13 protein-coding genes are annotated in these 15,060 nt (G+C 54.8%); 5 read left to right on the top strand and 8 right to left on the bottom strand.

Annotated elements, in window-relative coordinates:
• Positions 1–76: 76 nt before the first annotated feature.
• Positions 77–2,461 (bottom strand): transketolase, encoded by a 2,385-nt coding sequence (locus AUQ41_RS03695; RefSeq protein WP_063086857.1) that lies wholly within the window; start codon positions 2,459–2,461, stop codon positions 77–79.
• Positions 2,462–3,022: 561 nt separating this feature from the next.
• On the opposite strand from AUQ41_RS03695, the gene AUQ41_RS03690 reads away from it, so the two are divergent.
• Positions 3,023–3,910, top strand: a complete 888-nt coding sequence (locus AUQ41_RS03690) for an ABC transporter substrate-binding protein (RefSeq protein ID WP_143588676.1) — start codon at positions 3,023–3,025, stop codon at positions 3,908–3,910.
• Between the two features lie 63 nt (positions 3,911–3,973).
• On the opposite strand, the gene AUQ41_RS03685 is transcribed toward AUQ41_RS03690, so the two are convergent.
• Positions 3,974–5,215 carry a methionine gamma-lyase gene (locus tag AUQ41_RS03685; RefSeq protein ID WP_063086782.1) on the bottom strand — a complete coding sequence of 414 codons (1,242 nt, stop codon included), beginning with the start codon at positions 5,213–5,215 and terminating at the stop codon, positions 3,974–3,976.
• A gap of 225 nt (positions 5,216–5,440) precedes the next feature.
• Here AUQ41_RS03685 and AUQ41_RS03680 point away from each other — a divergent pair, with 225 nt between their 5' ends.
• The gene (locus tag AUQ41_RS03680; protein WP_063086781.1) at positions 5,441–7,075 is read left to right on the top strand and encodes a sigma 54-interacting transcriptional regulator; all 1,635 of its coding nucleotides are present in this window, start codon (positions 5,441–5,443) and stop codon (positions 7,073–7,075) included.
• A 105-nt stretch (positions 7,076–7,180) separates the two neighbouring features.
• Positions 7,181–7,963: a 3-hydroxybutyrate dehydrogenase gene (locus AUQ41_RS03675; protein WP_008888403.1), complete on the top strand. Its 783-nt coding sequence runs from the start codon at positions 7,181–7,183 to the stop codon at positions 7,961–7,963.
• Positions 7,964–8,041: 78 nt separating this feature from the next.
• Here AUQ41_RS03675 and AUQ41_RS03670 read toward each other — a convergent pair whose 3' ends face one another.
• From AUQ41_RS03670 to AUQ41_RS03660, 3 genes are all read right to left on the bottom strand, one after another.
• The gene (locus tag AUQ41_RS03670) at positions 8,042–8,224 is read right to left on the bottom strand and encodes a DUF1508 domain-containing protein (RefSeq protein WP_008888404.1); all 183 of its coding nucleotides are present in this window, start codon (positions 8,222–8,224) and stop codon (positions 8,042–8,044) included.
• A gap of 106 nt (positions 8,225–8,330) precedes the next feature.
• Entirely contained in the window at positions 8,331–9,569 is a 1,239-nt protein-coding gene (locus tag AUQ41_RS03665; RefSeq protein ID WP_143588677.1) for a family 16 glycosylhydrolase, read from the bottom strand.
• Between the two features lie 128 nt (positions 9,570–9,697).
• Positions 9,698–10,573 (bottom strand): LysR substrate-binding domain-containing protein, encoded by an 876-nt coding sequence (locus AUQ41_RS03660; RefSeq protein ID WP_063086779.1) that lies wholly within the window; start codon positions 10,571–10,573, stop codon positions 9,698–9,700.
• Positions 10,574–10,693: 120 nt separating this feature from the next.
• Here AUQ41_RS03660 and AUQ41_RS03655 point away from each other — a divergent pair, with 120 nt between their 5' ends.
• Positions 10,694–11,818, top strand: coding sequence for an S-(hydroxymethyl)glutathione dehydrogenase/class III alcohol dehydrogenase (locus tag AUQ41_RS03655; RefSeq protein WP_063086778.1), 1,125 nt, complete (start codon positions 10,694–10,696; stop codon positions 11,816–11,818).
• Between the two features lie 77 nt (positions 11,819–11,895).
• Positions 11,896–12,753 (top strand): S-formylglutathione hydrolase, encoded by an 858-nt coding sequence (gene fghA / locus AUQ41_RS03650; protein ID WP_063086777.1) that lies wholly within the window; start codon positions 11,896–11,898, stop codon positions 12,751–12,753.
• Between the two features lie 108 nt (positions 12,754–12,861).
• Here fghA and AUQ41_RS03645 read toward each other — a convergent pair whose 3' ends face one another.
• The 3 genes from AUQ41_RS03645 to AUQ41_RS03635 form a co-directional block, all read right to left on the bottom strand.
• Positions 12,862–13,458 carry an energy-coupling factor transporter transmembrane protein EcfT gene (locus AUQ41_RS03645; protein WP_063086776.1) on the bottom strand — a complete coding sequence of 199 codons (597 nt, stop codon included), beginning with the start codon at positions 13,456–13,458 and terminating at the stop codon, positions 12,862–12,864.
• A complete protein-coding gene (locus AUQ41_RS03640) occupies positions 13,455–14,129 on the bottom strand; it encodes an energy-coupling factor ABC transporter ATP-binding protein (RefSeq protein ID WP_063086775.1) in 675 nt (224 codons plus the stop codon). The genes AUQ41_RS03645 and AUQ41_RS03640 overlap by 4 nt, the downstream gene beginning before the upstream one ends.
• A gap of 91 nt (positions 14,130–14,220) precedes the next feature.
• Positions 14,221–14,769: a biotin transporter BioY gene (locus tag AUQ41_RS03635; RefSeq protein ID WP_063086774.1), complete on the bottom strand. Its 549-nt coding sequence runs from the start codon at positions 14,767–14,769 to the stop codon at positions 14,221–14,223.
• Between the last annotated feature and the right edge of the window lie 291 nt (positions 14,770–15,060).

Genomic DNA, 15,060 nt, shown 5'->3' with positions numbered 1-15,060 from the left:
CACTCCAAGTGGTCGACCCAGACATGAAAAAAGGGAGGGCAAAGCACCCTCCCTTTCGAACCTCAAGCATGCCCTATCAGTCCCAGCGTTTCGCCGCACGCAGGATCGCATCCGTGCCGATCTGATAGTGATCATAAAGCGCGATGCTGTCCCCGCACTGGCCAAAGGCATTCACACCCAGCGGCGCAACCGCGTGACCGCGTACACCACCCAGCCATGCAAGGGCGGCCGGATGACCATCAACCACCGTGACAAGGCGGGCATCCGATGCCAGTGGTTTCAACAGGTTTTCGACATGGGCCATTTTACCATCCGCCTTGCCTTCAAGGCGGGCACGTTCAAGATCCTGCCATTCGTTATACAGGCGATCGGTCGACGTCACGGCAAGCAGGCCAAGCCCCGGATGATCTTCAGACAGCTTTTCCCACGCCGCAATTGCTTCGGGTGCCATGGCACCGCAATAGGCAATCGCCATCTTGCAATCGTCGCCCGGCTGACGCAACCAATAGCCACCCGAAATAATTTCGGTCTTTTCTGATTCTGACAGGTCACGTTCCGGCTGTGACAGCGGTTTGGTCGACAAACGCAGGTAAATCGACCCACCAGCCGGGTCCTGCATATGTTCAAACGACCAGCCCATGATCGCGGCCAGTTCATCGCCAAAGCTTGGCTCAAAACTGGTCAGGCCCGGCTGCCCCATACCGATCATTGGCGTGCTGATCGACTGGTGCGCCCCGCCTTCCGGGGCCAGCGTGATGCCGCTTGGTGTTGCCACCACCATGAAACGTGCATCCTGATAGCAGGCGTAATTCAACGCATCGAGACCGCGCGCAATGAACGGATCATAAAGCGTTCCAATCGGGAACAGGCGCTGCCCAAACAGGCTGTGCGACAGTCCAAGGGCAGCAAGGTTGAGGAACAGGTTGTTTTCGGCAATGCCAAGCTCGACATGCTGTCCGCTTGGTGATCTGATCCATTTCTGGGCCGAGGGGACCTTGCGTTCCTTGAACTCATCAGCCAGCTCTTCGCGGCCAAACAGACCGCGCTGGTTCACAAACCCGCCAAGGTTGGTCGAGACCGTCACATCGGGCGATGTGGTCACGATCCGGTCCGACAGGTCGCTGTCCTTCATCTTGGCCAGTTCATTCAAAATCTTGCCAAAAACTTCCTGCGTGCTGGACGTTTCGGCACGTGCATAGGGCATTTCGGGGATGGTGATGTGTTTTGCCGACTTGTTGCGCGGGGCATCATCGTTAAACGGTGCCCTGGCGATGTAGTCGCGAAGCGCATCGGCACTGATATCAAGGCCAGCCGCGACATCCCATTCCTGCCCGTCGGCGATCTTGTTTTGCAGCTTGAAGGCATCCATTTGCGGCACGTTCATCAGGCCCGCATGGTTGTCCTTGTGCCCCTGAAGCGGCGTGCCATAACCCTTGACGGTATAGGCAATAAACACGGTCGGCTTGTCATTGGGTACAGACTCAAAGGCGCTTAGAACCGCTTCCATGCAGTGGCCACCCAGATTGGTCATCAGGTCATGAAGCTGATCATCGTCATAGTCGCCCAGCAGGCTTGCCAGTGCATTGTCACCTTCCATGTCCGAGGTGATCTGTTTGCGCCATGCCGCCCCACCCTGGAAGGTAAGGGCCGAATAGATGTCGTTGGGAACGTCATTCAGCCACTTCTTAAGCGATTTCCCGCCCGGTTTGGCAAAGGCATCATGCAGCTTGCGACCATATTTGATGGTAATGACGTTCCAGCCGACCGCGCGGAAGAACCGGCCAATCACGCGGAACAGGTGGGCATCAATCATGCCATCAAGGCTTTGGCGGTTATAATCGATCACCCACCAGACATTGCGAATGTCATGCTTCCAGGTATCAAGCAGCGCCTCATAGATGTTGCCTTCATCAAGTTCGGCATCCCCGACAAGGGCGACCATGCGACCGGGCGTTTCATCCTTGGGCAGCATGTCCTTGTAGCGCAGGTAATCTTGCGTAAGGGCGGCAAAGTTCGTCACCGCCGCACCAAGGCCGACGGAGCCGGTCGAGAAATCGACCTGATCACCATCCTTGGTCCGTGACGGATAGGATTGCGCCCCACCGAACGAGCGGAATGCTTCGAGCTTTTCCTTGGTTTGACGACCAAACAGGTAATTGATCGCATGAAATACCGGGCTTGCGTGCGGTTTGACCGCAACCCGATCCTGCGGGCGCAGAACATTGAAATAAAGGGCTGTCATCAGGGTCGTCATCGACGCACAACTGGCCTGATGGCCGCCAACCTTGATGCCGTCGCGCTTCGGGCGCAGATGGTTGGCATTATGGATTGTCCAGCTTGACAGCCAGCGCACTTTCTTTTCAAGCAGACCAAGCATCTCAAGGTCCTTGGCATTGATATCGGCCGTGCTGCTTGCTTCGATGATTTCACCGATTTCCGGTGCGCTTTCCTGTACTGACATTTCCTGATTGCTTTCTTTTTTATCCGATATTGCGGGTTTCATGCGATGTCGTCGGGCGTCTCAATAATTCGGCACCACAATGCCGATTTTTAGGGGCACGTCGCGGAAATCAAGATGGCGGTCCGGCAATTCACACAAGATTCGGCAATTTCACTGAAATGTTGGAATCAGCTGCGACGATCACAGGGAAACTCTCGAATTTCCGTTCCAGCAAAAAATCCGAAAAATCACTGCCGCGCCCCTATTCCCGTGCGAGTCGATCAAACCCGGAAGACCGCCAAATTCGATCAGCGCCGGGTGGAAGACTGCGGCCTGGGTGCAACCCCGGCTCAAACTCTTTGCACAGAAATATCTTATACTGATATATAGATACCGCCTCTCCTAAAGTTCGCTTCCGGTGACGTCGAAATTGCCAAACTTTCTCTCGTTAAGATCTCTTTCCCTGACCAAAGTTATTCTATTCCGATGACAGTCCGGATCGGAGCAATTCGAGGCGTATTATCCTCTGTGGCCAACCGGTTCACAGCCATCAAAGATGTTGCCCGACAATTTCTTTGCCTGATGATCTTCACTGCGTGCCTGTTTAGTAACATCCCCGCCCATGCGCAGTCGGCATCCTCCAATGATCCACGCGTCGTGCGCATCCCGATGGATACGCCATCGGAATTTTGCCGCGGCGAGATCACCTGGGAAGCACACCGGGAATATCACATCGATCTGTTGCGATTGGCCCTGAGACTGAGCGGGCACAAAGCTACCCTTGTGCCGGTATGCATGGATTACCCGACAGAAGACCGGCGCATTCCCATGCTCGAAGCTGCCGACCAGTTCGACACGGTTTTCTTTGGCACCAATGCAGAGCGCGAAGAAAGGCTGCTTGCGGTCTATATCCCAATTTATCTTGGCACCACCGGCTTGCGGCTCTTCATGCTGCATAAAGACCTCAAAGAACCGTTCAGTCAGATTGAGACGATTGACGACCTCAGGAAACTTTCCATGGGTCAGGGACTTGGATGGCCAGACAATGAGATTTTGATCGATAACGGCTTTGACGTCGTTAGCGGACGTTACAGAACGCTTCATCGTATGCTCGACGCAAGGCGATTTGATCTTTATCCACGTGCCTATTGGCAGATTGCCGGCGAATGGAACTGGATGAAGTGGGAAGCACCCGGCATCGAAATTGCGGAAAAAACAGCGCTTTATTACCCGCAACCGATCTATTTCTTTGTCAGCCCCAAAAATCCGGAACTGCACGACATCATCGAAACCGGTCTTAAGCGCGCCTTTTCAAACGGCATGATGCTGGATCTTTTGAAAACCCATCGCGATACCGCACCGTCATTCTCACAGATTAATCTGCATAACCTGAAAGTCATGCGGATCGAGAATAAACACCTGTCAGACCGATCGCGCGAGGCAATGGCTCAATACAGTCTGTTTGACTAGTGACGGGTGAAAACAACAGACCGGGATAGCACTCGTCCATCCCGATCCGCAGTTGATTTGCCGTTACTCGGCGGCAATCGCCATCTGATCACCATCCAGCGCATTCGACAGATCGGCCAGAATGTCATCGATGCTTTCAAGCCCGGCCGACAGGCGGATCAGACCATCGGTGATCTGATACTCGGCACGTTCTTCGGCGGTGTAGGTCGAGTGGGTCATCGATGCCGGATGCTGGATCAGGGTTTCGGCATCGCCAAGGCTGACCGCACGCGTAATCATGTTAAGGCCGTTCATCAGTTTACGGCCTTCCTCGATCCCGCCCTTAAGCTCGAACGCGATCATGCCGCCAAACCGGTCCATCTGTTTTTTGGCCAGTTTATGATGCGGGTCGCTTTCAAGCCCCGGATAGAAGACCTTCTCGACCTTCGGGTGCTTGTCCAGGAAATCGGCGATTTTTTCGGCGTTGTCGCAATGGCGTTCCATGCGAAGCTCAAGCGTTTTAAGGCCACGCATCACAAGGTTGGCATCCTGCGCGGAAAGCACCGCACCGGTCATATCCTTAAGCCCCACCAAGCGCACCTGCGTCATGTCTTCAAGTGTTCCGATCACGGCACCGGCCATCAGATCGCCATGGCCACCCAGATATTTGGTCGCGGAATGCACAACGATATCAGCACCGAGTTCAATCGGGCGCTGCAGATACGGCGTGCAATAGGTGTTGTCGACAACGACCTTGGCACCATGCTTGTGCGCGATGTCGGAAATCGCTTCGATATCGACCAAACGCATGTTCGGGTTGGCCGGCGTTTCGAAATAGACAATCTTGGTCTTGTCCGAGATCGCCTTTTCCAGCTCTGCCGGATCGGTCAGATCGACGTGGGTGTGTTTGATGCCGAATTTTTCCAGACCGTGGCGGAAATAGGCAAACGTGCAGCCATATAACGTGCGATCAACAATGATCTCGTCGCCCGGCGCGATAAAGGTCCAGAAGACGGATGTAATCGCGCCCATACCCGATGCGGTCGCAACGGCGGCTTCACCGCCCTCAAGCACCGCAAGGCGCTTTTCGAGAAGATCCAGTGTCGGGTTGGCAATACGGGAATAGATAAAGCCCTGCTCGTCGCCAGCAAAGAACCGCCCGCCCTGCTCGGCTGTTTCGAACGCAAAGGTCGAAGACATGTAAACCGGCTGGTTCAGCGCGCCATTGTGGCTTTGCGGATCGTAACCGTGATGGATCGCACGGGTAGCAAAGCCGGTTTTGCCAGAATTGTGCTTGGATGCGTTGTGTTTGTTATGGGCAGACATCGGAAGGCTCCTCGAAATGCGTTTATTCTGCACCGTCAGCCGCAATCACCATGCCAGACTTAAAAATCGCTTGTTTTCAAAGGCTTACGGAAATCGGTTCTCTTTTGTGTGTAAATATTAGTTTACACACAGACGCTTATCATTACAGAAAAGCGCAAAGACGCTGGATTTCAGTCGCTTAAGACTGTACATTTATCGATACAATGTAAACTTATCGGTACGGATATGCGGTTCGAAATTCGCGGTGAAAACAGGCTCGGCATTACGCGCGACGTCATCAACGTCCTGACCGATCAGGGCCTGGACATCCGCACATTCGAAGTCACCACCCATCATATCTATGCCGATATCCCGGCCATTCGCCCGGAACGCTTCCCGGCACTGGCGAGCGCATTGAAGAAAATCCCCGGCATTTTCGACATTGCCGAAATCGACCGCCTGCCAACCGAACGCCGCCGCGCACAGTTGCATGCAACGCTTGCCGCCCTTGGTGATCCGGTGATCGCGGTTGATGCCAATGGTTTGATTGCACAGGCCAATCCGGCGGCACAGGCAATTTCAGCCACCCCTGAAAAACCTCTGCGTGATCAGGATATATCCAGCATACTTGGCGAACCATCTATTGAAGATTTGCGCCAAGGTGGTTTTCGCCTGCCGGAACGCGAAGTGGTTTTGGGTGGCCAGACCTATCTTTTGCAGGTCGAACCGATCGGTCATGTTGATGATGGATCGGACGCCAGCGATGATGCGCCCTGGGGCGGGGTGATGGTCTTTCACCGACCGGCACGGCTGGGCCGCGTCATCACCGCCCTTCAGGATCGCAGCCACACCGGATTTGACGACATTATCGGCACCAGCCGGGCCATGCTGCGAGTCAAATCACAGGCTGAACGGCTTGCGGCCATCGATGCCCCGATCCTGATCCTTGGCGAAACCGGCACCGGCAAGGAACTGTTTGCCCGCGCCTGCCACCGTGCAAGTGCGCGCGCTGATCAACCGTTTCTGGCTCTTAATTGCGCTGCCATGCCCGAGGGCCTCGCTGAAAGCGAACTGTTTGGGTATGCCGCCGGTGCCTTTACCAGTGCACGGCGCGGCGGCAAGCCGGGGCTTCTGGAACTGGCCGATGGCGGCACCTTGTTTCTCGATGAAATTGGCGAACTGACCCCCTATCTACAAGCCAAACTTTTGCGCGTGCTCCAGGATGGCCGGTTCCGGCGCGTCGGCGGGACGGACGAAATCACCGTCGATGTCCGGGTTATCAGCGCCACCAACCGCGACCTCGAGGCGATGTCCCATGACGGCACGTTTCGCGAAGATCTTTATTTCCGCCTCAATGTTCTGGGCATCACCCTGCCGCCCTTGCGCGACCGGGTCGAAGACATTGCCGATCTTGCCGCCGTTTTCATCGACCGTACCGCCCAGCAGACCGAACGAACACCACCGCGCCTTGCCCGCGATGGGCTTGAATGGCTTTGCCGTCACGACTGGCCGGGCAATGTGCGCGAACTTGAAAACACCCTGTTTCGCGCCGTCGCACTGCTTGATGGCAATGTCCTTGGCGCACGTGATCTGGCAGATGCCGCCACCGGCACGGCCACGACACCCGAACGAGAAACCCGACAGGCTCACGGCGCGCCGGACAGCGGCGAGGCTTCCCCGACGTCCAACACAGAGCAATCCGATCTGATCGCAAACGCCTTGGCACAAAGTGATTTCAATAGCGGCATGGAATTGCTTGAACGGGAAATGCTGTCCCGCCTCTATCCGGATTATCCAAGTTCGCGCAAGCTCGCCAAACGGCTTGGCGTTTCGCATACCTCGATCGCCAACAAGCTGCGCAAATACGGAATTGGCACCTAAAAAGCCATCTGCCCGACAACAGCATTTCTTGCCACTTACATTGCACTGCGGCATGATCTTCCTAAATCAAAGGGCAGAAAGCCCATTTCACAGGGAGAAGACAAAATGCTGACAGGTAAACGCGCACTCGTCACCGGTTCGACCAGCGGGATCGGCCTTGCCATGGCCAAGGCCCTTGCAGGCGCTGGCGCTGATGTGATGCTCAATGGCTTTGGCGACGCCGATGAAATCGAGGCGACCCGCAAAGCTCTTGAAACCGAACACGGCGTCACCGCGCACTATAACGGTGCCGACCTGTCCAAACCCGATCAGATCGAAGCGATGATGAAAGACGCGGAAGCCAAATTTGGCGGCGTGGACATCCTGATCAACAATGCCGGCATTCAATACACCGCCAATGTCGAAGATTTCCCGCCGGAAAAGTGGGATGCGGTGATTGCGATCAACCTGTCATCGGTCTTCCACACCACCCGCCTTGCAGTGCCCTATATGCGCAAGAAAAACTGGGGCCGCATCATCAATACGGCATCGGCCCATGGCCTTGTCGCCTCGGTCCAGAAGGCCGCCTATGTTGCCGCCAAACATGGCGTGATCGGATTGACCAAGGTGACAGCCCTTGAAACGGCTGAAACCGGCATCACGGCCAATGCGATCTGCCCGGGCTGGGTGCGCACCGAACTGGTCGAACGCCAGATCGAGGCACGTGCCAAGGAAAACAATATCTCGGTTGAAGAATCCGCAACCCGACTTGTCTCGGACAAACACCCGTCCAAACAGTTCGTAAGCCCCGAACAGATCGGCCAGACCGCCCTGTTCCTGTGCTCCGACGCGGCATCACAGATGACTGGCACGCACCTTTCGGTTGATGGCGGCTGGACCGCGCAGTAACATCAAGCGCATCCCAAAACACTAAAGCCCCGCTGGCACAGGCTGCGGGGCTTTTTGTTTGCGCCGGATGATCTCGACCTAGCTCAGGTCACAATCACACGCCGGACGTTTGGCATTGGCGATGCAATCAGACTTCTTCGAATAGCCCTGCGTCGACGCACCAACAATCTCGCCATTCTTGGCCGTACGCCGCCAACGCCAGCCATCCTTTGCTTCATAGACTTCCCAAAGATCGCCGTTCGACCCTGTGCATTGTGACATTTCTCACCTCATCAAATCCTGAAAACTTTTGCGGCCTTATATGACGCACTTGATCAGCATTTGTGATTGAGAAAGACCAGATATTTAGGCCTCGGTAGAAGCCCTTCTACTCATAGGCTTCTATGATCATTTTAATCAGCTTTTCGATTTCATTGATGTCTTTATCAAAGGGAACACTGCCACATGTGGTCCCGTTGACACTTACCGGCGATAAGCTTTGTTGACCGGTTGGCTTCTGCTCATAGACGGCAAACTGATTGATCAGGTTGGTCTTGGGTGTTTTAAGTGGGTAGTTTGGCGGTCCATATTTTCCGTAGTTGCGATTATCCACCCAGTTATGAAACGCAAGCCCAATATCGGGAATGTATTTCCGGTGATCTGCCACCAGCACATCATCGACAAAATACTGCACAGACTTGCTTGTCCATTCGATACTGTACTGATGCCAATCGTAGATGCTGTATTTTTCAGGGTTAAGTGGAGTCAGGCAAAAGTCCAAGCTCGAACCTCCACGCACAGTCATCATCCAAACGTTATTGTCAAATCCGGAGCTGGGTGGTTTTTTCTCTGTGGTGACCTCCATGAACCATGCGAATTGCATCACCAATGGATTCATCGTGGTATTCCAATAGCCCCAACCTCTGCTGCCACCATCCGTGCCATCTGCACGAACATTTGCAACAATCCGGCTTGAGACCACATCATTCGCCAGATAAATGTTGTTGAATCCGATGTCGCGATACCATTTCCAAAGAGCCTCTTTATCTGCGATCAACGCTAGATAGTTGTGCGCGATATTGGTTTTGGTTGTTGTGTTCCACGAGTCCTCGGCAAAAGGCCCCTGCTTCGCTACACCTTCAACCGGGCGGTAAGGATAGGGCAGATCACAATATTTCTTGATATTGGCATGCATTTCGGCCGGCTGAATAAACGTTATCGACTGCAAAAGCGGATTTACTGGATCAAGCAATCGATCATATGGCTGCTTATCTGGATGCCCTGGCCCTTGTCGCGCACATGAATTGTTATACATCTCCGCATTGATATAGGGCGGTTTTGTATTACCGGATTGCACGTACACGGGCGCGGTTAGCTTGACGCAAGGCGCATCAGCAAAACACCCTTTCTTGTCAGGACCTGCATTCCCGGGCGTGTCGATGTAATTGAAAACATGGGTTCCTGTCGCATCCTCACGCCAGAACCAAGTATTGAACTTCGCATTAAAAGGCTTTGCGGCGGGGTAACTGTAATCGTCTTCGTACACCGTTTGCCATGTCTGGCACCCCGTCATGGCAAAAAGAGAAAACAATATTCCCGAAACGACAACACAACGACGATTTATCATGGAAATTCCCCCTGACACAGCTTCCACAGAATACGAAATTCAACCGGTCTTGCGTCAAGGATTGCACCTTTTGAGATAAATACAATGCAAAACACTATCGTATTTGGTTTATTTTTATCGGTCGCACCCTACCCCAAATACCTTCCCAAATGCTCCACCAGCATGCGGATCTTGGGGCTCAGATGCCGGTTGGTTGGGTAGATTGCCCAGATGCCTTCATCGGATGGCTGGTATTTGGTAAGCACCGGAACGAGATCGCCACTGGCAATCCACGGATCGACGTAATAGTCGGGCAATTGCACGATGCCGATGCCTTTGCGCGCTGCATCCAGAAGCGCTTGCCCGCTATTGGCATGGATAGAGCCATGAATGCGCACGGTGCGTTCGCGACCGTCCTCTTCAAAACGCCAGTAATCGAGTGTTCCGACCAGACAATTATGGTGATGCAGTTCCGAAAGCGAATAGGGCTCACCACGTTTGGCGATGTAGCTGGGTGCGGCACAGGCATAAAGGCGGCGCGTTGAAAGCTGCTGGGTCATCAAGCTGCCGGTCGTTCCTTCCAACCGACCCAGACGGATGGCCATGTCGTAGCCTTCCAGTACCAGATCAAGCTTCTGGTTGGTAAAGCGGCATTGCACTTCAAGATCGGGATAGCGGGTGACGAAATCATTGACCAGCGGGGCGATCACGGTTTCGCCGTACGTCGTCGGCGCGGTGAGTTTCAGCTTGCCGCGCGGCACTTCTGTCAGGTTACCAATCGCGCGCTCTGCCTCATCCAGCCCGTCGAGCAATTGTCGGCAATGCTGATAGTAAATCTGCCCGGCCTCGGTCACACTGACCTTGCGCGTGGTACGGTAAAACAATTGCGTGCCGAGCTTTTCTTCAAGTGCTGTGACCTGTCGGCTGACCTGGGCGACGGAAATGCCAAGCTGCCTGGCGGCATGGGTGAAATTCTGCCGCTCGGCCACGGCGATAAATTCGCTGATCCCGTCCCAGGCATTCATGCCCCGACCCCGCCTCGATTGTTACACATACGTAAAAGTGAATTACCAAAATAGCGGATTATCACATCAAGGGAAATAAATAGACTGTTGGCATCCACATCAAACCACCGGAGTAGCGTCATGAGCGCCGAGACCATTACCTGTAAAGCCGCCATCGCCTGGGAAGCAGGCAAACCGCTGTCGATCGAAGAAGTTCAGGTCGCCCCGCCAAAAGCCGGCGAAGTGCGCGTCAAGATCGTTGCAAGCGGCGTTTGCCACACCGATGCCTTCACCCTGTCGGGCGACGATCCCGAGGGCATCTTCCCGGCGATCCTTGGCCATGAGGGCGGCGGCATCGTTGAGTCCATCGGCGAAGGTGTGACCAGCGTTTCGGTTGGCGATCACGTGATCCCGCTTTACACCCCGGAATGCGGCGAGTGCAAATTCTGCAAATCGGGCAAAACCAACCTGTGCCAGAAAATCCGCGAAACCCAGGGCAAGGGCCTGATGCCGGACGGCACCACACGTTTCTCGCAGAATGGCAAGCCGATCTATCACTATATGGGTTGCTCGACCTTCTCGGAATACACTGTATTGCCGGAAATCTCGCTGGCAAAAATCAACAAAACCGCCCCGCTTGAAGAAGTTTGCCTGCTGGGTTGCGGGGTCACCACCGGCATGGGGGCCACGGTTAACGCGGCCAAGGTGCAAAAGGGTGACTCTGTGGCCGTCTTTGGCCTTGGCGGCATCGGTCTTTCGGCCATCATCGGCGCGCAGATGGCCGGTGCCGGTCGCATCGTTGCCATCGATCTCAACGAAAAGAAATTCGATCTCGCCAAGAAGCTGGGCGCGACCGATTGCATCAACCCGAAAAAGTATGACAAGCCGATCCAGGAAGTCATTGTCGAGCTGACCGACGGTGGTGTTGACTGGTCGTTCGAGTGCATCGGCAATGTCAATGTCATGCGTTCCGCCCTTGAGTGCTGCCACAAGGGCTGGGGTGAGTCGGTCATCATCGGTGTTGCCGGTGCCGGTCAGGAAATCTCTACCCGTCCGTTCCAGCTGGTCACCGGTCGCGTCTGGCGCGGCACGGCGTTTGGAGGCGTTAAAGGCCGCTCGCAGCTGCCCGATTATGTTGAACGTTACCTTGCCGGTGAGTTCAAGCTTTCGGACTTCATCACCCACACCATGAAGCTCGAAGACATCAACGAAGCGTTCGATCTGATGCATGAAGGCGAAAGCATCCGTTCGGTTATCCATTACTGATCGAAATATAAACGTTTGAATAATTGCGCCACTGCCGGAAACCATCCGGCGGTGGCTGATCAGAAGGAGGCCCCGATATGGGTATCGAGAATTCTTCAAGCAACAAGGTCTTTGGTGGCTGGCAAAAGCAATATACCCACCCGTCAACCACCCTTGGCTGCGACATGCGTTTTGCTATCTTTCTGCCGCCACAGGCCAGCAATGGCACCAAGGTCCCGGTCATGTACTGGCTGTCGGGCCTGACTTGCACGGATGAAAACTTCATGCAGAAGGCCGGTGCATTTCGCATTGCCGCCGAGCTGGGCATCGCCATCGTCGCCCCGGACACCAGCCCGCGCGGCGATCATGTGCCCGATGACGAGAACGAGGCGTATGATTTCGGCAAGGGTGCGGGCTTTTACGTCAATGCCACGCAGGAACCGTGGGCGCGCAATTATCGCATGTATGATTACGTGACCAAGGAACTGCCAGCCCTCATCAAGGATCACTTCCCGGTCAATGATGATGCGGTGATTTCCGGTCATTCCATGGGCGGTCATGGGGCGCTGATGATTGCACTGCGCAATCCGGGCACGTTTAAATCCGTCACCGCCTTCGCACCGATTTCCAACCCGATCAATTGTCCGTGGGGCCAGAAGGCGCTTGGCAATTATCTCGGTGATGACAAATCAGCCTGGAAAGACTGGGACAGTTCGGAACTGATGAAGGCCGCAAGTGCGCCCGATGCTCAGACCCCGGCCCTTGTCGATCAGGGCGGTGCAGATGGCTTTTTGGCAGAGCAGCTTAAGCCCGAAGTGCTTGAAGCCGCGGCCAAGACATCAAACTACCCGGTCACCATCCGCATTCAGGATGGCTATGACCACAGCTACTATTTCATCTCGACCTTTATCGAAGATCATATCCGCTTCCACGCCAAGCATCTTGGACTGAGCTGATTGCACCAACGATCTTCGACTTCCCCGGCACGCCACCCACTGACTTCCCCCCCTCTGGCGTGTCGGGGCTTTTCTTTTCGGGGAAATCTGAAAACCCAGCGATGAAGCCTAGTCAAAGCTGCGCGCATCTATCGCGTCGGCGACATCATCGGCCATTTTGAGCGTGCGGATGATAAGTGGCACCACCATCGCAACGATGGATCGATCAAGGCCGCGTGCGCGCTGGGCATCGCGGATTTCAGATGCCACGGTGGAGATCACCGGGATAAAGCGCAGCACCATCGAAATCGCCAGACTGACCTTTTCCGGGTTTACGCCAATCGGGCGCAAGGGCTGCATGGCGCGTTCCAGCGATGCCAGAAGATCCGATGTTTTGGTGGTCAGGGTCACAAGCGATGCGAACATCACGATTGCCGCAATCCGGGTGACGACCAGCAACCCCGCCTGCCAGTCATTCAGCCAAAGCTGAACGGCAAAAAAGATCACCAGCAGCCAAAGAATCGACTTGATCTGCGCCCACATAATGCGCGGACCAAAGCCGGATGCGGGATACAACAACAAAACAGTCGCCAGAACAAACGCCACCACCGACCAATCGGGGATCAGGAACACGCCCGTACCAAGGGCGACCATGGCAAGGATCTTGGCCCCGGCCGCGGCCCGGTGCAGGGCAGATTGCCCATGGATATAAAGCCCCGCGATCACGCCATCATCTCCCGATATTTTGGAAGAACCTCAGAGGGCGGGCCATCAAGCACCACACGGCCATCCTCGAACGCCAGAACCCGGTCGTAATCGGCAATCAGGTCAAGATCATGCGAAACCGTAATCACCGTTTGATCCAGCTCGGCAATCGCGCGCTGCACCCGGTTGCGATTGCGCAGGTCCAAAAGCGTGGTTGGCTCATCAAACACGATATAGCGCGGTTCCATCACCAGCACGCCCGAGATGGCCAGCAATTGCTTTTGCCCGCCGCTTAGCAAATGACTGGGATGGGTTTTGAAATCCTGAAGGTCATAGCGCGAAAGCACGTCATCAATCCGGCGGTTGACCTCTTCCTTGGAAAGTTTCAAAGGCTTCAGGCCAAAGGCAATGTCTTCCTCGACCACCGGATAGACGATCTGATTGTCCGGGTTCTGAAACACAAACCCGACATGACGTCTAAGCTTTCGGCCATCCTTCGCCGCATCAAAATCATCGACCACAACCCGCCCCGATGTCGCGGTTTGCAGGCCATTCAGCAACCGGACAAAGGTGCTTTTGCCCGACCCGTTCGCGCCGACAATCCCGATCCGCTTTTCGCCAAGCGTCAGGTCAATATCAGCAAGCGCACGTCGCTGTTCAAACTGCACAGAGACATTTTCAATTCGGATCATGGAAGGACGTCCGGCGTTATCAGGGAAATTGGTACGGGCTTAAAAACAGGCTCAAAACGGGCGCAAGTACATCACTTGCGCCCATAAGACGTTAGCCCGCCTTGGAAATCAAGGGATAGGCGCGCCGGACTGCAAGGCACGCCGCGGTCGCAATCGCAACCTTGATGGCATCCCCGATCAGGAACGGAGCCGCCCCGACGGTTGCCTGCCAATAGCTGATCTCGGCCACGACGGCGACCCAGGCATTACCAATGGCATACAGGACGACAATCCCGCCAAAGGCGATGGACAGTGCGGCATTGAAAATATTCAGACGGTTCCAGAACTTCTCGATCAGAAGCCCGATGACAAAGGCCGAAATGGCCCAGCCAAACATGAACCCGCCGGTTACCCCGATCATCACGCCAAAGCCACCGCGCCCACCGGACAAAAGCGGCAAGCCAACAGCAACCAGAACAAGGAACAGAACAATCGAAAGCCCACCACGACGGGCACCCAAAATGGCCCCGGCCAACATCGGACCAAGTGACTGTGCTGTGACCGGCACACCGGTGACTGGAAGGGTGATTGGCGGAAACAGCCCAAGAACGGCGGTCAGGGCTGCAAACAGGGCGACATAGACAATATCTTTGGTCTTCATGTAACGGTTTCCCATTCCCGTTATAAGACAGCCCCACAATCAACCCCTTGCGCAGGACTGCCTTTCGTTAACCGGTCCGCCCGACCGGCTCAACGCGATATGGGATAACCGCAAATATCATCGACGCCAAGCAAAATGATATCGGCAATTCGGCTATATTGTAGAAGTACTATCTAAAGAACGCACAATATCAAACGCTTCAATCACTTCTTCTGCTCAAAGAGCAAAACTCAAACAAACAACCTTATCGCGACTTACTGACATCCATCAGCAATCCATGATAGACAAATA

Origin of the sequence: Thalassospira sp. MCCC 1A02898 (assembly GCF_001618185.1) — a bacterium.
In the GTDB taxonomy this organism is placed as follows: Bacteria; Pseudomonadota; Alphaproteobacteria; order Rhodospirillales; family Thalassospiraceae; genus Thalassospira; species Thalassospira tepidiphila.
This window is presented reverse-complemented; position numbering and strand designations above follow the sequence as displayed.